The 21,617-nt window shown below is 52.0% G+C and carries 15 protein-coding genes; 7 read left to right on the forward strand and 8 right to left on the reverse strand.

Annotation, left to right across the window (positions count from 1 at the left end; all coding sequences use genetic code 11):
* Nucleotides 1–48 precede the first annotated feature (48 nt).
* On the reverse strand, nucleotides 49–561 hold the full coding sequence (locus MRY86_RS21315; protein ID WP_293568294.1) for a hypothetical protein: 513 nt from the start codon (nucleotides 559–561) through the stop codon (nucleotides 49–51).
* A 332-nt stretch (nucleotides 562–893) separates the two neighbouring features.
* On the opposite strand from MRY86_RS21315, the gene MRY86_RS21320 reads away from it, so the two are divergent.
* The 3 genes from MRY86_RS21320 to MRY86_RS21330 are packed head-to-tail and all read left to right on the forward strand — an operon-like array spanning nucleotide 894 to nucleotide 4,388.
* The gene (locus tag MRY86_RS21320) at nucleotides 894–1,562 is read left to right on the forward strand and encodes a succinate dehydrogenase cytochrome b subunit (protein WP_293571908.1); all 669 of its coding nucleotides are present in this window, start codon (nucleotides 894–896) and stop codon (nucleotides 1,560–1,562) included.
* Between the two features lie 30 nt (nucleotides 1,563–1,592).
* Nucleotides 1,593–3,593 (forward strand): fumarate reductase/succinate dehydrogenase flavoprotein subunit, encoded by a 2,001-nt coding sequence (locus MRY86_RS21325; protein WP_282776860.1) that lies wholly within the window; start codon nucleotides 1,593–1,595, stop codon nucleotides 3,591–3,593.
* 42 nt (nucleotides 3,594–3,635) lie between these two features.
* Nucleotides 3,636–4,388 carry a succinate dehydrogenase/fumarate reductase iron-sulfur subunit gene (locus tag MRY86_RS21330; protein ID WP_282776861.1) on the forward strand — a complete coding sequence of 251 codons (753 nt, stop codon included), beginning with the start codon at nucleotides 3,636–3,638 and terminating at the stop codon, nucleotides 4,386–4,388.
* Nucleotides 4,389–4,489: 101 nt separating this feature from the next.
* Here the strand turns inward: MRY86_RS21330 and MRY86_RS21335 are convergent, their stop codons facing one another.
* Nucleotides 4,490–6,037: a hypothetical protein gene (locus tag MRY86_RS21335; RefSeq protein WP_293568301.1), complete on the reverse strand. Its 1,548-nt coding sequence runs from the start codon at nucleotides 6,035–6,037 to the stop codon at nucleotides 4,490–4,492.
* 393 nt (nucleotides 6,038–6,430) lie between these two features.
* Here MRY86_RS21335 and MRY86_RS21340 point away from each other — a divergent pair, with 393 nt between their 5' ends.
* Both MRY86_RS21340 and MRY86_RS21345 read left to right on the forward strand, forming a co-directional pair.
* Entirely contained in the window at nucleotides 6,431–7,483 is a 1,053-nt protein-coding gene (locus tag MRY86_RS21340; protein ID WP_293571910.1) for a sugar phosphate isomerase/epimerase, read from the forward strand.
* Between the two features lie 14 nt (nucleotides 7,484–7,497).
* Nucleotides 7,498–9,816, forward strand: coding sequence for a TonB-dependent receptor (locus MRY86_RS21345; RefSeq protein WP_293571912.1), 2,319 nt, complete (start codon nucleotides 7,498–7,500; stop codon nucleotides 9,814–9,816).
* Here MRY86_RS21345 and MRY86_RS21350 read toward each other — a convergent pair.
* Entirely contained in the window at nucleotides 9,798–10,394 is a 597-nt protein-coding gene (locus MRY86_RS21350; RefSeq protein WP_293567962.1) for a hypothetical protein, read from the reverse strand. The genes MRY86_RS21345 and MRY86_RS21350 overlap by 19 nt on opposite strands.
* A 399-nt stretch (nucleotides 10,395–10,793) precedes the next feature.
* Here MRY86_RS21350 and MRY86_RS21355 point away from each other — a divergent pair, with 399 nt between their 5' ends.
* On the forward strand, nucleotides 10,794–11,924 hold the full coding sequence (locus MRY86_RS21355) for a trypsin-like peptidase domain-containing protein (protein WP_293567960.1): 1,131 nt from the start codon (nucleotides 10,794–10,796) through the stop codon (nucleotides 11,922–11,924).
* 325 nt (nucleotides 11,925–12,249) lie between these two features.
* Nucleotides 12,250–12,960, forward strand: a complete 711-nt coding sequence (locus tag MRY86_RS21360; protein WP_293567958.1) for a phosphoribosyltransferase family protein — start codon at nucleotides 12,250–12,252, stop codon at nucleotides 12,958–12,960.
* A gap of 6 nt (nucleotides 12,961–12,966) precedes the next feature.
* On the opposite strand, the gene MRY86_RS21365 is transcribed toward MRY86_RS21360, so the two are convergent.
* Genes MRY86_RS21365 through MRY86_RS21385 form a run of 5 tightly spaced genes read right to left on the reverse strand, consistent with a single transcriptional unit; the run spans nucleotide 12,967 to nucleotide 21,563 of the window.
* The gene (locus MRY86_RS21365) at nucleotides 12,967–14,133 is read right to left on the reverse strand and encodes a PDZ domain-containing protein (protein ID WP_293567956.1); all 1,167 of its coding nucleotides are present in this window, start codon (nucleotides 14,131–14,133) and stop codon (nucleotides 12,967–12,969) included.
* A 38-nt stretch (nucleotides 14,134–14,171) separates the two neighbouring features.
* Nucleotides 14,172–15,773, reverse strand: coding sequence for an ATP-dependent DNA ligase (locus MRY86_RS21370; RefSeq protein WP_293571913.1), 1,602 nt, complete (start codon nucleotides 15,771–15,773; stop codon nucleotides 14,172–14,174).
* The gene (locus MRY86_RS21375) at nucleotides 15,770–16,801 is read right to left on the reverse strand and encodes a ligase-associated DNA damage response exonuclease (RefSeq protein WP_293567952.1); all 1,032 of its coding nucleotides are present in this window, start codon (nucleotides 16,799–16,801) and stop codon (nucleotides 15,770–15,772) included. The genes MRY86_RS21370 and MRY86_RS21375 overlap by 4 nt, the downstream gene beginning before the upstream one ends.
* 38 nt (nucleotides 16,802–16,839) lie before the next feature.
* Nucleotides 16,840–17,217, reverse strand: a complete 378-nt coding sequence (locus MRY86_RS21380) for a nuclear transport factor 2 family protein (protein ID WP_293567950.1) — start codon at nucleotides 17,215–17,217, stop codon at nucleotides 16,840–16,842.
* A gap of 2 nt (nucleotides 17,218–17,219) precedes the next feature.
* Nucleotides 17,220–21,563, reverse strand: coding sequence for a PAS domain S-box protein (locus tag MRY86_RS21385; protein ID WP_293567948.1), 4,344 nt, complete (start codon nucleotides 21,561–21,563; stop codon nucleotides 17,220–17,222).
* Nucleotides 21,564–21,617: the final 54 nt, after the last annotated feature.

Consider the following 21,617-nt stretch of genomic DNA (forward strand, 5'->3'; position numbering starts at 1 on the left):
AAGCGCAGGGCTATAGGGCCGGAAAGTTGTGGGTAAGTCCGCAATAAATTAAATGTGTTCTGTGATTTGCCCCTCAGGCAAGAGCTCCAAATGGTTGGCGGTACTCTTGGCCGGGTCAAATCCCTTAATTTGATTCGCCTGGCTCTGACCAGAAACGATGTAAATTTTCCAATCGTCTTCAATGGTTGCAACTGAAGTGGTCAACGTGCCCCCCTGTGAGATGGTTCCCGCAATGACCCGTTTGTCAATCAGCTCGCCTTTTTTGTCAAAGGTCACTAAAGAATACTGATAGGACATCAGCATCGCCCGCCAGTAAATGATCGCATGAAAATCATGCGTTTCGGGGATGCGCATGCAAGGCACAAACTCTGTATAGTCGTCCATCGGCTGCCCTTCAATGGGGAGGATGAACTGCTCGATCATCACGGTCGGCAGCGGATCGTTTTTCTGACTGAAAGCGTGATGGGCTTCCTCTGCGAGCGTAACGGGCAGGGGGACTTCAGGGAACTTGTCTAGAAAGGAGGGAAAACTTAATCTAGGTTGCCGTTTTGGCTTATCCATAAGAATTGTAACTATTAGCAGCCGGAATCACTTCATGGGAAATCAAGCTGCCGCGATTTTCGTTTTTTATCTTTATTCTATGTATAGAACGATGCCAGGTAGTGTTTTTGTTTGCACCCACCTTTAGTTTAAGTACACTATTCCTGTATAATTTGAAACGATTCTAAATAACTTTTGTGATTTAAGTCAACCAAACAATACTTGGTGGTCTTTGTCAATATCCATAGATTTTGTTACTACATTTACGAGGCTAACTAAAAACGCTAAAACAAGCCTGCTACGGGCTGCACACAACTGAAAAAGCAAAAAACATGAGCTGGTTTTCAAATTTTTTGACATCTTCAATTGGCAGGAAAGTAGTGATGAGTCTGACCGGATTGTTTCTCATCATATTCCTGGTCGTTCACCTTGTTGGTAACCTGCAGCTACTGGCAGGGGACGGTGGCAAGGCGTTCAACCTTTACGCCGAATTTATGACGACCAACCCGCTGATCAAGACAACTTCCTATCTGCTGTACGCGGGTATTCTGCTGCACGCCTTTCAGGGCTGGGCGCTATGGCGCAAAAACCGGAAAGCCCGGGGTTCTAAAGGCTATGCCGTAAAGGTGAACAAGGTGGCTGGCACCAACAGCTTCGCGGCAAGCAATATGGGCTGGCTGGGTACGATTATTTTTGTATTCATCGCCGTTCACATGTATCAGTTCTGGCTGCAAATGAAGCTTGGCGCAACACCTATGGCTACCTACGATGGTAAGGAAGTGAAGGACTTGTACGCGCTGGTATCAGCAGCTTACGAAAATATCGGCTTTGTCATTTTTTACGTCGTATCTATGGTCGTGATCGGGTACCACCTGGTCCACGGTTTCCAGTCGGCTTTTCAGACGCTGGGCATCAACCATCGCAAGTACACCCCGTTTATTCAGGGGCTTGGCAAAGCTTACGCTATACTCATCCCACTTGGTTTCGCGGTCATTCCTATCGTGATGTACCTCAAGGGTTAATTTATCTGACAACTGCAAAACTTGATTGATATGCCTTTTCAAAGTAATACTCCTCCGGGGCCATTAGCGGAGAAATGGACGCGTTACCGCGGTACCATGAATCTGGTGGCACCCAACAACAAACGCCGCATCGAAGTCATCGTTGTCGGTACAGGTCTTGCGGGCGCTGCTGCGGCAGCTACACTGGGCGAGCTGGGCTACAAGGTGAAAGCATTTACTTTTCACGACAGCCCCCGCCGGGCGCACAGTATCGCCGCTCAGGGTGGTATTAATGCCGCCAAAAACTACCAAAATGACGGTGATAGCGTCTATCGCCTGTTTTACGATACCATCAAGGGGGGCGACTACCGTTCCCGGGAAGCAAATGTGCACCGCCTGGCAGAGGTGAGCCGCAATATCATCGATCAGGCGGTGGCGCAGGGCGTGCCTTTCGCCCGTGAATACGGTGGACTGCTGGCTAACCGCTCCTTCGGTGGGGTGCAGGTAAGCCGTACATTCTACGCACGGGGACAGACTGGACAGCAGCTGTTGCTCGGAGCTTATCAGTCCCTGTCGCGGCAGATTTCCAAAGGCAGCGTGAAAATGTACAACCGTCACGAAATGCTGGATGTCGTCATTCAGGATGGCAAGGCGCGGGGTATCATTGCCCGTAACCTGCTCACCGGGGAACTGGAGCGCCATGCAGCCCACTGTGTGGTATTGGCCTCCGGTGGCTATGGCAACGTTTTCTACCTGTCTACCAACGCCATGAATTCCAACGGTACCGCCGCATGGCGTGCGGTGCGCCGCGGAGCCTACATGGCAAACCCTTGCTTTACGCAAATCCACCCGACCTGTATCCCGCAGTCTGGCGAGTATCAGTCCAAGCTGACGCTCATGTCAGAGTCCCTGCGTAATGACGGCCGGGTTTGGGTACCGAAAAAGCAGGAGGACGCACAAGCCATCCGCGAGGGCCGCAAAACCGGAAATGACATTCCGGAGGCAGACCGCGATTACTACCTGGAGCGCCGCTACCCGGCATTCGGTAACCTCGTGCCACGGGACGTAGCTTCCCGCGCGGCCAAAGTAGCCTGTGACGAAGGGCTTGGCGTGGCACCAACCGGACTGGCGGTATTCCTCGATTTCGAGTCGGCGATCATGCGCTACGGTCAGGCAGAAGCCAATACCAAAGGCATCAGCAATCCAAGCGATGCCAAAATCAAAGAGCTGGGCGAAAAGGTGGTTGAGGAAAAGTACGGTAACCTCTTCGAGATGTACGAAAAGATTACCGGCGAGAATCCTTATCAGACACCTATGAAAATCTATCCGGCTGTCCACTACACCATGGGCGGTCTGTGGGTAGACTACAATCTGGAGACGAATATCCCGGGCCTCTTCGCTACCGGAGAAGCCAACTTCTCCGACCACGGTGCCAACCGCCTGGGTGCATCTGCACTCATGCAGGGGCTGGCAGACGGCTACTTCGTGCTGCCTTACACCATAGGCCAATTCCTCAGCCAGGAAATCCGTACGCCGATGATCGACCCGAACAGCCCGGAATTCGAGCAGACAGAAAAAGACGTGGAAAACCGTCTCAATCAGCTGATGAACATCAAGGGCAATCAGTCTGTGGAGAGCTTCCACCGCCGTCTGGGCAAGATCATGTGGGAATACTGCGGCATGTCGCGCAATGCAGATGGCCTGAAGAAAGCCCGCAAGATGATTCAGGAGCTCCGCGAAGAGTTCTACAAGGACGTCTTCATCCCTGGTGACGCGAAGGACTACAACCCTGAGCTGGAGAAAGCTCACCGCGTGGCTGACTTTATGGAATTAGGCGAGTTGATGGTCGTGGATGCACTAGACCGTCAGGAGTCCTGCGGTGGTCACTTCCGCGAGGAATACCAAACGGAAGAAGGCGAGGCACTGCGTGATGATGAAAACTACGCTTATGTGTCTGCCTGGGAGTACACCGGTTGGGACGAAGACCCGAAGCTTCACAAGGAAGAGCTGGTATTTGAAAATGTAGAGTTGAAGACCCGGAGCTATAAATAAGCTTCCTGACACCCAATTGCTTCAACTACAAAATCAAAGAACATGAAACTCACACTAAAAATATGGCGCCAGAAAAGCGCCAACGCTAAGGGGAAGTTTGAAACCTACACGGTAGAGGCAACCCCGCATATGTCATTCCTGGAAATGTTGGACGTCCTTAACGAGGACCTGATCTCCAAAAAAGAGGAGCCCGTTGCCTTTGAGCACGATTGCCGGGAGGGCATCTGTGGTACCTGCAGCATGGTGATCAACGGAGAGCCGCACGGTCCTATGCAAGGTACGACTACCTGTCAGCTGCACATGCGCCACTTTAAGGACGGCGATACCATCGTGATCGAGCCGTTCCGCGCCAGCGCATTCCCGGTCATCAAGGACCTCGTGGTTACCCGTGATTCCTTTGACCGTATCATTCAGGCAGGCGGGTACATTTCCATCAACACCGGTCAGGCGCAGGATGGTAATGCCATTCCAATCGAGAAGGAAACGGCTGCGAGTGCCTTTGATGCTGCAGCATGTATTGGCTGCGGTGCCTGTGTGGCCGCTTGCCCAAATGCTTCGGCTATGTTGTTCGTCAGTGCCAAAGTCGCGCACCTGGGCCGTTTGCCACAGGGTGAAGTAGAGGCCAAGCGCCGCGCTCAGGCGATGGTCAAGCAGATGGACGACGAAGGCTTTGGTATGTGCTCCAACATCACCGCATGTGAAGCAGAGTGCCCCAAAGGCATCTCCGTAGAAAATATCGCTAAGCTGAACCGCGAGTACCTGTCCTCCGCACTGGGGTCAGAGACAACGGTCTAGGCAAAAAGTAAAGTGAATTCGCAGAAAAGCCGCTGTCTGTTTTGGGCAGCGGCTTTTGTCTTTGGGGTGTTACTTGGATTAAATCTTTACCCTTAGCAGCCCTACCGCTGTATCATAAGCGGAATAACGTTTTGCTCCCCTTCCGCCCGGAGGCTCAGCTGATACCAGCCTTCCGGCAAGTGGTCCAGTTGGAAGGTGGCATTGCCGCCGAAGAGCTCCAGGGTACGTTGCCATACCGGCTGCCCAAGGGCATTAAACAGTATAGCCTCTGCCGTATTGGCTTCCGTCCAGCCGGTTTGAAGATGGATAGCCTCCCCTGACGAAGGGTTGGGGAAAAGGGAAATGCCTTTCGCAGGCAGTATGGTATTGGAGCTATTAACGATACCAGAGTCACAGGGCTCACCGGGATTGTCAATGGGCCCAAGGCGGTAGTTGGGGTAAATAGAGTTTGAAAACTGGCGCATGCCAAAAGGCAGCTGGATGGCATTTTGCTCGAAGTTACAGTCTGTGCCCCCTTCATCCGGATTGTGGATAATATGGATTGTAGTGCAACTTGAGCAGAAGACATAAATCCTGCAATCCGGCCCTAATTGCATATTTGCAAAATGGGTTGGGATAGGGTCTGCATACCCATCAAAAGTATCAATGAGAACACGGCTGGCTTCAATATCGGGTGCCCAAAGGTCAAACTGGTATAGCTCAAAATTGTAGCTGGCGTAAAGGTATCGACCGCTCGGAGAAAAAGCAGCACCTGCCTGGATCCCTGGGTCATCAGGGATAGGAAAAAAATGAGGATTGCTGAATAATCCAGTTTCACGGTCGAAATCGAAGAGCCTAATACCTTCGTTTTCATCATTGAGGATATATGCAAACTTGGAACCATCGGGTGAAAAAACAGATTGTCCCTGGGTGAACCGAAAAATAGATGTGCCGATATTCTGCCCGCTTTGCTCCACAATACCTTCGCTTGTTAGCAAAAACTTGTGGTAATAATTCCCTTGGTTTTCGGGACAAATTATCCACCAGTCTTGTCCATTGGCATGTTTTACTGCTGTGATTTCACCTAAGGGAGTAAAGCTGGAAGAATTATCTACTAAAACCGTGTTTTTGTCATATACAATTCCGTTACCAGAACTCTGGGTCATATCGACAATCGTATATAGTAAATTAATATGAGAACCATACGGAGGCCCAAGAACTGGATCATAAGCAGACCTAATATGGAAAAGATAGTAGACATAGTTACTACCAGGTTTGAGTAATGCTAATGCACCTTGAGTAGGCACAATATAGCCAGGAGAGTGTTGGCTTTCATGACAATGAACATCGTGCACATCACCCGGATTAATCCCATCCCCATTTTCCATAAGCTGATGCCGGGCATTATGTATTTCGCACCCATTGGTATAAAAAATCAATTCCCCTTCCGCATTGCTCATGGTAAAATTAGTGCCCCCAAAAATCATCTGCACACTATCCGGGGCACTGATGGCAGGCGGGCTTGAATTAAAGTCGAGCATAGAGGCTTCCCCCCAGTCATTACTAATGATGTATTGTTCACTGAACAGCCAGGTGTAGTCGTGTTTTTGGGCGGATAGGTTGGAGGTAAATCCGACCATACAGCAGAGTAAAGCCAAAAAAGTTCGCATGTTCAAAAATTAATGTACCTGGCCCGTACGGGCCAGGTTGATGCCTAAAAAAGTCCAAAAAAACACGCTTCATACAGTTTTAGTAAGCGCCAGCGCGTGAAGTCATTAGAATAATTGACAATCTAAGCCAGGCAATAAAATTAATTGATCCGGCGTGGTTGTGATTTTTTGTATTGCAACGGTTGCTTGAATGAATGTAATATACCCTCCTTTCAAGGTATTACAAAATGGGCTAAGGTTTTTTTGAAAAAAACATTGTGGATACGGATGAGGCTAAACCTTACTTATCCCTGTATGAATGAAGCCATCGGGGCTTTGATCAGCTATCTGGTTGGTTGAAGCCAGGGATGCTTTTCCAAAAAATCCGTACTTTCCAATCTAAAACCCACGACTATGAAGACCATGAAAGGCCCCGCCATTTTTCTCGCTCAGTTTATGGGGGATGAGCCCCCATTCAACAGCCTCGATGCCATCTGTGCCTACATGGCCGGGCTCGGCTACAAAGGCGTTCAGATCCCCACTTGGGAGAGCCGGCTCATTGACCTGCAGCAGGCTGCTGAAAGCCAAACTTACTGCGACGAGCTTAAGGGCAGGATTGCCGAACATGGGCTGGAAATCACCGAGTTGTCTACTCATTTGCAGGGGCAGCTGGTTGCCGTACACCCGGTTTACGACAAGCTGTTTGACGGTTTCGCGCCGGAAGCGGTGCACAACAACCCTAAAGCCCGCACGGAGTGGGCCGTACAGCAGCTGAAATGGTCCGCCAAAGCCAGCCGCAATTTGGGGCTGGATGCACATGTGTCCTTTTCCGGTGCCCTGCTTTGGCCCTTTATGTACCCCTGGCCTCAGCGCCCGGCCGGCCTGGTGGAAATGGGTTTTGAAGAACTCGCCAAACGCTGGAAACCTATACTCGATGCTTTTGACGAGCAGGGCGTGGATGTGTGTTACGAACTGCACCCGGGCGAAGACCTGCACGACGGAGACTCCTTTGAGGCCTTCCTGGAAGCATTGGACGGCCACCCGCGCTGCTGCATCAACTACGACCCCAGCCACTTTGTGCTGCAGTGCCTCGACTACATTCAGTTTATTGACTTTTACCATGAACGCATCAAGGCCTATCACGTTAAGGATGCGGAGTTCAACCCTACCGGCAAACAGGGTGTTTACGGAGGGTATCAACCCTGGCTAAAGCGGGCGGGGCGTTTCCGGTCTCTGGGTGACGGAGATGTGGACTTCCGGGCCATTTCCAGCAAACTGGCAGAGTATGACTACGACAGCTGGGCCGTACTGGAATGGGAATGCTGCATCAAAAGCCCTGAGCAGGGTGCGGCAGAGGGTGCGCCCTTCATTCAGGAGCACATCATCGAAGTGACACAGAAGTCTTTCGATGATTTCGCCGGGGGAGGGTCAGACGATCAGCTCAACCGCGATACGCTGGGGATCTAAAATCAATCATTTTCATGCGCTACGTTTACTTACTGGTTCTGCTGTTAGGCACTTTTTCACTATTCTCGCAGTCCTCACCTACCCAAACCGTTCGGGGGAAAGTGCTGGAAGCAGGCACCAACGCACCGCTGACCGGGGCGGCAGTTGAGCTTATCGGTTTCGGTTCGGGTACCGTGACGGACGATCGGGGGCAGTTCCTGTTTCCGGAAGTGCCGGTTGGGCGGTACGAACTGCGGGTAACCTTCCTCGGGTACGCGCCCTTTATCCTGGCGGAAGTGCTGGTGGAATCCGGTAAGGAAGTAGTGCTGGAAATACAGCTCAAGCCGAAGCCACAGGCTTTAGATGCGGTGGAGGTGACCGCTGCCCGCAGTGGCATGCAGGTGGTGCAGCCTTTGGGCGTCAAAACCATGACCATCGAACAGGTGCGCCGTTTCCCGGCCACCTTCTACGATCCGGCACGGTTGGCCTCCTCTTACGCAGGTGTGGTCAATACCAATGATCAGGCCAACGGCATGAGCATTCGGGGGCACTCGCCGGACCACATGGCCTGGCAATTGGAGGGGATTCAAATTCTCAATCCTAACCACACGCCCAATGCCGGCACCTTTTCCGATCGCACAACGATGAACAGCGGCGGCGTCAATGCTTTGAGCGCTCAGCTGCTGTCGACCTCCCACCTCTACACCGGAGCATTCCCGGCAGCCTACGGCAATGCCCTGAGCGGGGTGATGGACATGCGCCTGCGGGCGGGCAATAATCAACAGCAGGAATTCACGCTGCAGGCCGGATTGATCGGTTTGGATGTCGCGGCTGAAGGCCCTTTTTCTAAAAACAGCGAAGCCTCCTACCTGGTCAATTACCGCTATTCTACCGTAGGTTTGCTTACGCAGGCCGGCGTGAACTTCGGAGAAGAGGCGATTAATTTTCAGGATTTGTCCTTCAACCTGGTTTTTCCCGGGCAGAAGGGCGGTAAGCTTACCCTCTTTGGGGTGGGTGGCCTTAGCAGCAACCTATTCGAAGGGCAGGCTGACCCCGAATTGCGAGAGTCGGATAAGGATTTGTTTGAAATCAATTTCCGGTCGAACATGGGCATAGTAGGGGCGACCCACGAACAGCCGGTTGGTGAACGGGGGCTTTGGTTTACCGGGCTTGGGGTTTCTGCCGTCGATCAGGAGCGATACAGCGAGGCGCTAATTCCGGATTTGCAGGAGGTACTCCCAGAGGCTTTTCTGGAGGATGATGACCGCCTGCGTTTGATTTCCGGGCATACCTACTACCGGCATAATTTCATCCGGGGGCATCAGGCACAATTCGGGCTTCAGGTACGGGCGTTTGACCACCTTGACCAACTGGAAGGGGCCTCGCCGGATGCAGCAACACAAAACGAAACTATCCTGACTCCATACTTCACCCTAAGCGGCCCGCTATCGGGTCGGGTGAGCTATCAACTGGGGCTCCACCTGCCTGCTTATCTGGAGTCCGAGCCTGTTTATGCAGAACCCCGGGTTTCGTTAAGCTATCAGCTGGCGCCTCAGCATCAACTCTATGCAGGTTACGGGCTGCATTCTCAGATGAGCTCTCCGTATTTCCGGGCATTCGGATCGCTGGCCCCCACCCGTTCTCATCAGGGTGCGCTAGGCTACCAATGGCAACCGCAACCGGCACTGAGCGTGAAAGTCGAGGCGTTCTACCATCATCTATTCAATGCACCGGTTTTTGATGTGGCGGGCGGTGGCGCCTTCACCACACTGAACGAGCTCAACAGCTGGTCATGGCTGGACGGGACCATACGGGAGGAAAAGGCAACGGGCGATAATGCCGGAGTGGAACTTTCCGTCGAACAGCTCCTGACCAAAGGCTTTTATTACCTGGCGAACCTGACGCTGTACCAGGCTGATTTCACTTTGCCCGGTGAAACGGCTCAGCAGGGGCGGTATGATGGGGGCTACATCTTCAATGCAACAGCGGGAAAAGAATGGCAAAAGGAAACCGATAAACATACGAGGACTATAGGGCTGAACCTTCGGGTGAACTATCTTGGAGGGCTTCGCGAGCTTCCTGTGCAAGTAGCTGCTTCCGAGGCTGCACGTTATACCCGGTTTGATTTCTCAGCGGGTTATACGGAGCGGCTCCCCGATTTCTTCCGCACCGACTTGCGGATTTACATCAAAAAGAGCCGGAAAAGGTACAGCAGTACCCTTGCGTTGGACATCCAAAACCTGACCAATCAGGAAAATGTAGCTTATACCTATTACGATATCCTTCAAAATGAGGTGTTACAGCGCTATCAGTTGAGCCTGATCCCGATCCTGACTTACCGGGTGGAGCTTTGAGGCAGTGGCGGAAGGGCTTCAATACCGGGCACAGTGGTTTCGAACCAACGCAGCGGGGCCTGCATTTTGTCGCCGGTTTCGGTATCGCACTTGAAGAAAAGGTAATACAGTTGCAGGTTGCTCCCCAGCCGCCCGAGCAGGCGTTGCAGACGGGCCTGTCCCTTCTGAGGCAGCTGGTAGACGAAAATGCACCGCCAGGCATAAAATGCCTCATCATGCAGCTCTACAATATCAAGAATGCTGGTATCAGCCGTAAACTGCTCCATGTAGCGCCGGGCGATCATACCATGGTGCTTGGACCAGTCGCGGGGCTTACCCCGAACCTCTAAATGCTTGAATGTATCGTGCACGAGGGTGATGAGCCGCAACTTTCGGCGTACGGAAGGTGAAACATCAAGCTGGTCCACGTTGTCCAGTACCTCAAGGATATGTTTGTAGACCTCTCCTTCCGGATGACCAAACCGCGGAATCCCCCAAAGCAAACCCTCCTGAAAAGTATGGTCATTAAGGAGCGCCGCTTCTGCTTCATTTTCAGGGCAGATGAGTTGCTGTAGGCGTTTGCGATAGTCTTGAGTCATGTCAGTTTTGAAGGTTAGCCAAGCGTAAGGGCACGGATGAAAGGTGTATTTACCATAGAACTCCTGCTGTTTCAAATCCGTTCACTACGCCCAAGAAACAAAGAAAAAAGACCAAAAAAGATTTGCGATAAAACCCGGAGGGGACTCACCGAAATCTGCTATTCGGCATACGGCAGAATAGAATGGTCAATTTATTTGAGGTGCTGTTCGCAAGTGCAGGCTTTCAAGATAACGATTTCCACTTAAATCAGCAAGAGGGTTGTAAAAAGTACCTGTAGTTAAGCTACCGTTAAAGCCCGAAAATTGCCATAACAAAAATCGCAGCTCAGGCGTTTTGCCAAATGTTATGAGATCAGAATGCATCTCGGCAATCATCAAACACAAAATATTCATCCGATTATGAAACAGCTATTTGCACTCGTGTTCGCGGGTATTGTAGGTGGCCTGATAACCCTTGGCGGTTACAGTTTGCTGGCCCCACAGCCCACTTTGCCTGTCACGCAGGACAATGCTTATGCCCAGGCGGTCAGGAACGTCAATGTGTCCCCTGCTATGGCCAATGCACCCTTCGACTTCAAGGAAGCAGCCGCTAAGTCCATGCCTGCCGTGGTCCATATTTCTTCTAAAATTGCTCAGCCCACCTCCAACCGTCAGGACCCATTCCGGTTCTTCTTTGGCGATTCCTACGGTGGCGGTCAGCCTCAGGGCGGTACCGGTTCGGGCGTGTTCTACTCCAGCGATGGCTACATCGTGACGAATAACCATGTAGTAGCGAATGCCGACGAGGTGGAAGTAACCTTGTATGACAATCGTACGTATACTGCTAAAGTGATTGGCACAGAGGAAAAGTCCGACCTGGCCGTCATCAAAATCGAAGGCAACGACTTCCCCACGCTCGACTTCTCCAACAGCGACGAAGCTGAAATTGGGGAGTGGGTGCTGGCCGTCGGCAACCCTTTTGATCTGACTTCTACCGTAACCGCGGGTATTGTAAGTGCCAAAGGGCGCAGCATCAACCTGCTGGGAGGCGGAAAAGCCATTGAGTCCTTCATACAAACCGATGCGGCCGTCAATCCTGGCAATAGCGGTGGCGCTTTGGTGGATGCAGAGGGCCGGTTGCTGGGCATTAACACCGCTATCGCTACCCGTACCGGTGTATTCTCGGGCTACAGCTTTGCCATTCCGGTGAACCTGGTCCGCCGTATTGCTGATGATATCATTGAGTATGGTAGCTTCCAGCGTGCCTACCTGGGCGTCGAGATATCAGAGCTCGATGGTGATTATGCCCGTGAACTGGGCTTGCCAATTACGCAGGGGGTGGTTATTGAGAAACTGGTGGAAGGCGGCTCCGCAAAAATGTCCGGATTGTTGCCTAAAGATGTGATCGTTGGTGTGAATAACCGGGAGATCAAATCTGTTCCGGAGTTGCAGGAGATCATTGGCCAGGCTAAAGCCGGTGACATCATGGACGTAGTGGTCAATCGTAATGGCGAAGAATTGAGCCTTCCCGTTCGGCTGAAGCCGGAGTAAAAAGCGGCTAAAGTTTGATTGCTTGAATAAATTCAGCGGTCAAACCACGTTTTGCAAGAAAAATGACGACTTCGGCCTTGCGCTTAACCGCTACAAAACTTAAATTGAAAAAAGCGGTATAAGCCGTTGAAAACTAAAATAATATCGGATTCTTTTAAGAAATCCTTAACACCACTGCAAGCAACATTCGGCCCTCAGATTCAGTTAGTGGTGATAAAGAAACTTGTTTAAAGTTGGTTTTTCGTTTTGTTTTGATGCGTCTGTCTCGCTTTGCGGGGCAGACGTTTTTTCTTATCTTCAAGGGGCAAACTAACGCATTGCACCGATGGCTGTACCTCTCCACCCCTCAACCCGCTGGCTCGATGATCTCCTTGGGCTTTTCTACCCCAATCTCTGCTATGCCTGCGACCGTAACCTGCCTTCCGGGCAATCTGACCCGATTTGTCTTACCTGCCGGTATAAACTGCCGCAAACCGACCATCACCTGCACCTGGAGAATGCGTTCACGGAGCGCCTGTGGGGGCGCCTGGAACTGCAAACAGCAGCTGCTTTTTTCCAGTTCGTTAAAGACGGGCGGGCACAGCGCCTGCTTTACCACCTCAAATACAATGGCAAGCAGGAAGTGGGGCGTTACATCGGAAAGTGGTACGGTGAAGTGCTGCGTTCAGTACCCGCTTACCAAAGTGTGGAAGCGATTGTGCCAGTCCCGCTGCACCCCAGAAAAGAAAAAATGCGTGGCTACAATCAGGCAGACTGGTTTGCCAAAGGGCTGGGGGAGTCTATGGATCGCCCGGTGGTACAGGCACTCAGGCGGGTGGTCTTCACCCAAACGCAGACGCGCATGACGCGGGCAGAGCGGCAGGTGAATGTCCGTCAGGCCTTTGAACCAGTCGCCGGGGTTGACCTCAGCGGCAGGCACGTGCTGCTGGTTGATGATGTAGTGACCACCGGTGCTACGCTTGAAGCCTGCGGCGCTGAGCTCTTGCGGTATTCCAATCTGAAGTTGAGCATGGCAGCCATCGCCATCGCCGATTGATTCAGTCTATGGTTGCGCTTTTACCGATAGGGAAATGGGCTGCTTCGAGCCGTTTTTGAAAACCTGCATTTGCTCAGGTGCCCCAAACTGCGCCTGAACACTCGACAAATAAGCACAATAATCATTATACCAGCCGGGAGAGGCCCGGCGGTCGATTTGGTCAATCACATCGCCCATGCGCAAGCCCGCTTCCCAGGCCGGGCTACCCACTACGATAAACCCTACTGTAAGGTCACTTTTCGGGGTGAAATGGGGCATCCATCCTAACCGCGGCAGAGCGTAAGCCGGTGTTGGAGCCGTTGCCCGTGGAGAAAGCTGAATGGTAGCTTCTTCAAAGTTGAGGGTGAGATTGTAGTGCGCCCACAGGGCATTGCCAATCTGATTCTGCCGGCCGGACTGTACCTTAAGCGTTCCCTGAAAATTCAGCCCGCCCACCTGCAAATCGGCATTTTCAAATACAACAGCCGTGTCAATACCTGAGGCGAAGCGGTCGACCACCGCCCGGTCGTAGACCATAGTGCCTGTATCAGGCAGTTGTTTTCTGCTAATCCGTACTGGGCCGCTATGCCCAATACTGGCTACCGCTTTGGCTTTGCCCATTGCTGCTGAGGTCATTTTTACTTCCGGCTGCCCGTAGGGCGTGGTTTTGAAGGTTAGGGTGTGCGTGGCTGAGGTAGAGGCAGTGGGCGTTGCCAGGTCAGAAAAAATAAGGAGCTGTTGGTCGAAGTCGATGTGCCAGTTGCAGTGCCGGATAATATTGGCACCAATAACGCCCGCCTCCGCGATGCATTTGGGGGCAGCATAGCCGTCGTAATTCACAATCTCGACGGGCACGGTAGGGAAGGTGATACCGCTAAGATGGAAAGCGTCGAGCGTGGTGACCGCCCCTGCCTGAATGCTGTTGGGCAGCCCCAGGTATTCCCGGGTGGCTTGTGAAATCGTACTGACGGCAGCACCGCTGTCCCAGATGAAGTCAAGTGGCATGCTTTTGTCGTTCAGGCGGGCCCGCACAACGATGAAGCCTTCCCGGAATTCGAAAGGCAGGGTGTCCCGGAAGACGGAAGTGGATGGAGGCGCTGCCCGATAAATTTCGGGCGCAATAGCGGGCGAGCAAGCCTGAAAAGTGATCAATAGCGCTGCAAACAGGCTAAAAGCAAGGCAATTTCTGAACATGAGATTAATGGGATTAATTTGGCCCCAAAATACACATTTTAACCACCTTCTTCATAAAGCTTTAGCAGCTGATGCAAATCTGCCAGCGTATTGGCTTCCTTCAGGGGTTTGTCCTTGCGCCAGCGGGAAATGCGGGGGAAACGAAGGGCAACGCCAGACTTGTGCCGGGAGGATTTTCGGATGCCTTCAAAGGCAATCTCAAATACATGGGCCGGCTCCACACTGCGCACCGGGCCAAACCGGTCGATGGTGTTGCGCCGCACCCAGGACGTAATTTCCCGGAATTCCTTGTCGGTCAGCCCGGAATAGGCTTTGGTAAACGGTACCAACTGCTTGTCATCCCAAACTGCGAAGGTAAAGTCGGTGTATAAATTGGCTCGCCGCCCGTGACCACGTTGGGCATAGATCATCACAGCGTCGATGGTCAGTGGGTCTACCTTCCATTTCCACCAGTCCCCCTTCTTACGGCCGGAGCGGTAGGGGCTGCCTTTGTGTTTGAGCATGAGGCCTTCGCTATGATACTGCCGGGCATTTTGCCGTTCGGGCTCCAACTCCTGCCAGGTGGAAAAATTGACGCGTTCGGATAGCATTAGGATGCCATCCGTCTCCGTTTGCTCCAGCAATTGTTCGAGGAGTGCCCGGCGCTCTTCCATCGGGCGCTCCCTGATGTCCTGTCCTTCCCACTCCAGCAAGTCGTAGGCTACCAATACCACCGGCGCTTTTTCCAGAATTTTTTTGGTAACATTTTTACGCCCGATCCGGGTTTGCAAATCATTGAATGTCAGAGGTTGCCCATCTTTGTAAGGTAGGATTTCCCCATCGATAACCGTCCCATCAGGCAGGATTTCGGCAAGGGGGTGGTACTCCGGGAATTTGTCTGTTACCAATTCTTCGCCTCTCGACCAGACGAAAAGTTCCCCTTTTCTGACGATGAGCTGCCCGCGGATGCCATCCCATTTGCGCTCAGCGATCCAATCTTCCGGCAGGCCGAGGTCGTCCGGGCTGTCTTCCAGGGCATAAGCCAGGTAGAAAGGGTAGGGCTTGGAAACGTCCTCCAGCGGGTCTTTGGTAAGGATGAGGTCTTCAAAGGTGGTCTTGTTGGGTGTCCAATCGCCCATGATGCGGTGGGCGAGGGTGTTCTCATCAATTGCTGTGGATTGGGCGAGCGCCCGGACCATCAGCTTTTGGGATACCCCAATGCGGAACCCGCCCATAATGAGTTTATTGAAGACCAGGCGCTCGGTATAGTCCATTTGCATCCAGGCATCGGTGACGCGTTGCTTTTTCTCGCCTTCCTCCAGCTTGTCCAGCGCCTTGATGTACTCAATCCAGTAGGTGAGGCCCGCTTCGTTGCTCCTGTGCGCTTTGGGCAGGGTCAGGGCAATGGCTTCGCTCAGGTCACCCACCACATGGTAGGACTCTTCAAACAGCCAAAGCGGAATCCCGGCGAGTTCGGCAGCCCAGTGCCGCAAGAGGGTTGTATTCACCGTACGCTTGGGGCGGCGGTGGGATAGGATGGCCACGGTCCAGAGCCGGTCCTCATCATTGGCCTGATCGAAAAAGCGGGCCAGTTCAGCGACTTTGGTGTTGGTCTTGGTGGTTTGGTCCAGCCGGGTATAGAGGTTGGCAAATGCTCTCATGCGTCCTTTTCGTTTTCCGTGTCCTCACCATCGTCTTTATCCAGGGATTCGCCCTCGTATTCAGTTTCGGCTTCCCAGGCATCCAACCCGCACTCTTCCCGCAGCCAGCGGGCGAAAAGGTTGGTGTAGCCGTGTGTTACCGCCACCCGTTCTGCTCCGGTAGCTTTGATGGCTTCATTGAGCTCATTCCAGTCGGCATGGTCGGAGAGGACAAAGCCCCGGTCGGCAGCCCTTCGCCGGCGGGTGCCCCGCAGTGCCATCCAGCCAGAGGCGATGCCTACCGACGCGGACTTAAACCGCCGCATCCAGTTGGAGCCAGTGGCAGAGGGGGTGGCCAGTACCAGGCTGCCTTCGAAGTCTTTCGATTTGTACTGTTGGGTGATGCGTTGGGTTTCGGGCAGTTTGAGGCCTTGTTTGCGCATGACCTGCGTGGTTTTCTCAATAGCGCCGTGCGTGAAGATGGGCCCGATTTCGGCATTAACACCATGCAGTAACCGTTGTGCTTTCCCAAGGGCATAAGCTGCCAGCACACTGACCTTCCCTTGTTCCCGGTTTTGCCGCCACCAGTCATTGATCTCCGCAAAAACAGTGTCTTGCGGTTTCCAGCGATAAACCGGCAGCCCGAAGGTGGACTCCGTGATAAAAGTATGGCAGCGGACCGGCTCGAAGGGCTCGGATAAGCCATCAGGCACTACCTTGTAATCGCCGGATGCGACCCAGACCTCTCCTTTGTATTCTACCCGAATTTGCGCCGAGCCGACGATGTGCCCCGCCGGATGGAAGGAGAACTTCACCCCGTTGATGGTCGTTGGCTCTCCGAACTGCACCGTAGAAAGGTTGATATGGCCAAGCCGGTACCGTATAACCGGTGCTGCAGCTTCGGTACAAAGGTAATGCTGATGCCCCCAGCGGGAGTGATCGGCATGCCCATGGGTGATCAATGCCTTACTGACCGGGCGCCAGGGATCGATATACACATCCGCGGGTGGGCAGTAGATGCCTTTATTGGTAAATTCGAGTAATGCCATAGCGAGGTTCGGTTGCAGTTCTACAACACCATTATCGCCTAGGAGTTTTGAGTGCGCTCCAACGCAGGCCGGGTTTGCGAAGCATCGTAGATGATTTTGAGCTCCGCAATTTTTCCAGCTTCGTTGAATCGGAAAATATCTACGCAGTCGAAGGTGACCTCTTCACCGTTAGCAAGGGTCCAGTGGTAAAGGAAATTGACAGCAGCATGTTGGGGGCTATGGGACTGGAAAATTTGCAGGAGTTCGATATGGGATGCAGCACTATCCTCCAGCAGGGCAGGGTAGAAAACGCGGGCCGGTTGTTGCCCGTAGAGGGGAGAATGTATGATGGCTTTCGGAGCAAACAAAGCCATAAGTTGTTCTAAGTCTCCCCGGGAGAGCGCATCAAGGTAAGCACGGATGGCAGTATCCTGCATGATTAAAAGTTTTTGTGCAGCGTGAAAATAAAGGTCGCCCCTTCTCCTGGTTTGGATTCCACCCAGATATCTCCACCGTGCTGTTCGACTACCCGCTTGCAAAGTGCCAGGCCGATGCCGGAACCAGGGTATATTTTTTTGCTGTGCAGCCGCCGGAAGAGCTGGAAAATCTGGCCGTGGTGTTCTTCATCGATTCCAATGCCATTGTCACTCACCGAAAATTTCCAGAAATCCTCAAGGTCTTCCACAAGGAGGGTAACCGTTGGTTGTATTCCTTTTTGCTGGAACTTAATGCCGTTGGAAATGAGGTTTTGGAATAGCTGGCTCAGTTTTGTAGGGTTGCCATTCAGGACCGGCAGAGGCTCCGGGATGATAACCTCCGCATTTTTATCTTTGATAAGCCCACTGATGGATTGTTTTACGACTATTAGAAGCTCATTCAGGTCCACCGTTTCAAAGCCAGGGTCATCACTATTGGTGAATCGCGCAAACTCCAGCAAATCTTCGATCAGCTTGTTCATATGAATAGCACTCTTGCTGATGAAGTCCAGATAAGAGTTGGCATCCTCATCAAGTTGATCTTCGTACCGGCGCTTCAGGAGTTGAGAAAAGCTGTTCATGGTACGTACCGGTTCCCGCAGGTCATGGGAAACAGTGTGGGCAAAGTTTTCCAGCTGTAGATTGCTGTTGACATAGCGGGTCAGCTTTTCATTGTTGTGGTCGAGCTCCCGCAGTTTATTTTGCAATGCCTGCTGAGCAATTTTGAGCTCGGTCACATCGCGGATCACCACGATGGCTTCTGATTGGTTGATACTGTTGACCCGGGCTTCAAAAAAGCGCATGCCTTCACTGGATGGGAGAGGGTATTCAAAGGTTTCCACGTCTCCTTTTTCAAGTGCTTTTTTCAAATTGATTTTTAAAGCCTGAGCAATATGAGGCGGGAGGACCTCGTCTATTTTTTTATTTAGGAATTGTTCGGGGGGCAGTATCAGTTTTGGGGCATCGCCCTTTGGTGCAAAGAAACTGACAAACCTTTGATCTTTGTCAATCCGGAATTTCAGGTCAGGCAGGGCATCAAGGATGGCGCGTTTGAGATCTTCGCTTTCCTGCAGCGCCTGCTGAGCTTCCATCCTGCTCGTGATGTCCTCAATAGAACAAATTATGCTTTCGGGCTGCCCATTAATATCTCTGATCACGCTGACGAGCAGGTTGCTCCAGATTTGACCGCCATCTTTATGTTGCAGCTGTTGTTCAAACTGATTAACGGTGGTGTCCTGTTGAAGCGTACGGACCAGTCCTTCAAAGAGTTGTCCATCAAGGCTCAGGTCATTGAGCGTTTTATGAGTAAGTTCTTGCCTGGAATAGCCGAGCAACTGAGTCGCCATTTCATTAGCTTCCTGAATGCCTCCAACCATATTACAGAATAATATGCCAAGTGGGCTGTCCTCGAACAGGGTCCGGAAGAAGGCTTCACTTTCTGTAAGGGCTCTCTCTGCCGCTTTCCGGTGGTCAATATCAATGTGGATCCCCGCTACTTTGACAGGGGTTCCGTTTTCGTCCCGGCTCATCACCCTGCCTTTATCATGGACCCATTTCCAATTGCCGTCCTTTGTGCGCAGTCGGATCTCAACCTCAAACAGCTCCGTTTTACCTTCGAGCTGATCTTTAAGCGCCTCTTCAAGCAAAGGTGCATCTTCAGGATGGATGAGGTCGAAGAAAGTCTTGGAAACGGGTGCGATCTCTTCAGGCTTAAAGCCCAGCATTCCACCCCAATGCCGGTTGTAGAAGACTTCGTCTGTTTGGTAACTCCATTCCCAAAGGCCTAGTTTGGCCGCATTGAGGATGAGTTCGGTACGCTGCTGGCTTTCTGTAAGGGCTAGTTCAGTAGATTTGAGCTCAGAAATGTCAACCGTAACGCCGGTCGCATGGGTGGCTTGTCCGTTTTCATCTCGACTTGTCACCTTGCCTGTGTCATAGACCCAATGATACTGGCCTGTAGCATCCTGAATGCGATAGTCGAGCCGGAAGTTATCCGATGCTCCGGTTTGGATATGAAAGCTCTCCTGCAAACGGGGCACGTCTTCCGGGTGAAGGTATTTCACCCAGTCTTCATAACGGTCTGTAAGGACTTCGGGTGAATGGCCGAGGTGCTTAAACATCAGTGCATTATTGGAAACCTTCTGCTCGGGGATATCCCATTCCCATATCCCAATCCGGGAACCTTCGATCGCAAGGTTCAGCTTTTCCTGGCTTTGCTGAAGCTCCAGCTCAGTCTGTTTACGCTGATTGACATCAATAAGAAGGCCGGCGTAGTATTTTTTGCCTTCCAGGACATAAAGTTCTCCACGGGCGAAGACCCAATTATAGGCACCCTGTTTTGTCCTTAGCCTGAGCTCTACTTCGAACCTTTCCCCCAGCTCAATTTTTTGCATGGCATGGTTAAAACGCGGCTCTTTGTCATCAGGGTGTACTAACTCAAAGGCACTGGTTAATGTGAGTTTAAATTCCTCGGTTTTGAAACCAAGGATCTTGAAAAAGGTGGAGGAAATCTTTACATCCTCTGTTTCAAGGTCTAATTCCCAAAACGATACCAGGGCACTCTCAGAAACCATATCAAGGAGCTCTTGCTGAGCTTTGAGTTGCATCATGGCATCCTTCTGAGAGCTGATATCTACAAAAATACCACTGCCCTGCACGGGGTACCCTTCTTCATTCCAGGTCAAGGCCCGTCCACGGTTAAGGACCCATTTATAATGGCCACCCTTTGCACGCAAACGCATTTCATGCTCAAATACCTGAGGGTTATTCTTCAGTTCAAGGTGTTTGGTGGCCTTAGCGATGAAGGGAGGCAGGTCATCCGGATGGACCAGATTATTGAATTCTCTTGGGTTGGTCGGCGTTTCGGAGTGGTCGTAGCCCAGGAGCTGCCAGAAGTAGTCGTTGAAGCGGGCTATCTTCCGGGGGAGGTCCCAATACCAAGTGGCTACCTTCGCTCCTTCAAGGATGAAGTTGAGTTCTTCCCGTTGTTCGCGGAGGGAGAGTTCCATCTGTTTACGTGCCGTGATATCTGTTTGCCCGCCCCATATGCCTACCATGTGCTTGTCCTCAAATACACCGACCACATGGTTGTTGAACCAGCGCTCACTTCCATCAGGTGTGACCTCATGGGTTTCAAAGTCTCTAATCTTAAAGTCTTCCTTGAAGAACTGCAGGGTGGTTGCCCGGTTTTGAGCCTCACCTTCCCCTTTGTGAAGATCCTCCACCCTTTTACCGATAAGGTCCTCCGGGCTTTCCAGGCCGTACATGGTGGCCATGGCCTTATTGCACTCTGCGATTTCAGCTGAAGCGTAGTAATACTGCATTTGTTCCTCCGGTGTGAGCCCTTCAAGCGGGACAGGCGGTTCGCACTTCACAAAGTAAATGCCTTCTTCGGCGTGCTTGATGAAGTTGAGGTATCGTTCCCTGCTTTTGGCCTCCTGTGCTTTAATGCGCAGCCAGGGGGATACGTCAAGTGATAAGCCGAGGACGTTGTTTGTACCTTCTTCGCCCTCGCTCGTTACGGGGATTTTCAACGTTTGCAAGTGGATTTCCTGCCCCTGAGGCGTTGTGATTTTGTCTTCCGGCAGCCACATGGTCGCACCTTCATCCAGTACGCGGAGATCTTCCTGCCGGTACCGGGCCACTTCCTGCTTGTGCGGGTTGAAGTCGCTATCCGTTTTACCAATAAGCTCTTCCACTGGTACGCCGTAAATTTCGGCAACGCGCTTATTCACCAGAACAAAGCGGCCTTCACGGTCTTTGGAAAAAACGAGCCCGGGGATATTGTCAATGATTTTCCGAAGGTAGTCACGCTGCACCTTAATCTTTTTCTCCTGAGTAAAGCGGGAGATGGCTGCGCCTAACCCTTCAAGGTAGGGAGCAATGGGCTGAAACGGATCCGGGTTTTCTGAAACTTGATAGACCGGTATGCTGGCAATGAAAAAGCCGGTAGCCTGCCCCTTTGACTGGACCGGGGCAGCGATGATGTGGTGAAGTTCAGAAGGGGAGGGGAGCGTTAAATACGAATTCGAACCCAATTCATTTTCCAGTTTGCTTAGCCAGGGCTCAGGCAATGGGTCTTCTTTTTCCTCCCATTGGGCACTATCGCACTGGTGAAAACTGGCTACCTGTGAAGGGGTAAATGGGGCTGTAGCAGGTACCCGGAGCACCCATATGTCCTCTGCATTTACCAGAGGTGCTACTTCGGGAATCGTAGCGGTGACGCCTTGGTGCAGGGAAGAAGACTGCTGTAAGGTTAGGACTGATCTTAGGAGGGTTTGTAAGACATTAGGGGCTTCAATTGACATTTTTGTGCATTGACTTGGGACTTGTGAATGTTGTAATTTACTCTTTTTTGCGGA

Origin of the sequence: Phaeodactylibacter sp., from assembly GCF_022763345.1 — a bacterium.
Taxonomy (GTDB): Bacteria; Bacteroidota; Bacteroidia; order Chitinophagales; family Saprospiraceae; genus Phaeodactylibacter.

Coding starts and splice junctions, on each gene's coding strand:
- MRY86_RS21370 (WP_293571913.1), bottom strand. CDS start 15,773: ATGAGAGCATTTGCCAACCTCTATACCCGGCTGGACCAAACCACCAAG.
- MRY86_RS21345 (WP_293571912.1), top strand. CDS start 7,498: ATGCGCTACGTTTACTTACTGGTTCTGCTGTTAGGCACTTTTTCACTA.
- MRY86_RS21315 (WP_293568294.1), bottom strand. CDS start 561: ATGGATAAGCCAAAACGGCAACCTAGATTAAGTTTTCCCTCCTTTCTA.
- MRY86_RS21330 (WP_282776861.1), top strand. CDS start 3,636: ATGAAACTCACACTAAAAATATGGCGCCAGAAAAGCGCCAACGCTAAG.
- MRY86_RS21350 (WP_293567962.1), bottom strand. CDS start 10,394: ATGACTCAAGACTATCGCAAACGCCTACAGCAACTCATCTGCCCTGAA.
- MRY86_RS21365 (WP_293567956.1), bottom strand. CDS start 14,133: ATGTTCAGAAATTGCCTTGCTTTTAGCCTGTTTGCAGCGCTATTGATC.
- MRY86_RS21380 (WP_293567950.1), bottom strand. CDS start 17,217: ATGCAGGATACTGCCATCCGTGCTTACCTTGATGCGCTCTCCCGGGGA.
- MRY86_RS21375 (WP_293567952.1), bottom strand. CDS start 16,801: ATGGCATTACTCGAATTTACCAATAAAGGCATCTACTGCCCACCCGCG.
- MRY86_RS21340 (WP_293571910.1), top strand. CDS start 6,431: ATGAAGACCATGAAAGGCCCCGCCATTTTTCTCGCTCAGTTTATGGGG.
- MRY86_RS21385 (WP_293567948.1), bottom strand. CDS start 21,563: ATGTCAATTGAAGCCCCTAATGTCTTACAAACCCTCCTAAGATCAGTC.
- MRY86_RS21360 (WP_293567958.1), top strand. CDS start 12,250: ATGGCTGTACCTCTCCACCCCTCAACCCGCTGGCTCGATGATCTCCTT.
- MRY86_RS21325 (WP_282776860.1), top strand. CDS start 1,593: ATGCCTTTTCAAAGTAATACTCCTCCGGGGCCATTAGCGGAGAAATGG.
- MRY86_RS21335 (WP_293568301.1), bottom strand. CDS start 6,037: ATGCGAACTTTTTTGGCTTTACTCTGCTGTATGGTCGGATTTACCTCC.
- MRY86_RS21355 (WP_293567960.1), top strand. CDS start 10,794: ATGAAACAGCTATTTGCACTCGTGTTCGCGGGTATTGTAGGTGGCCTG.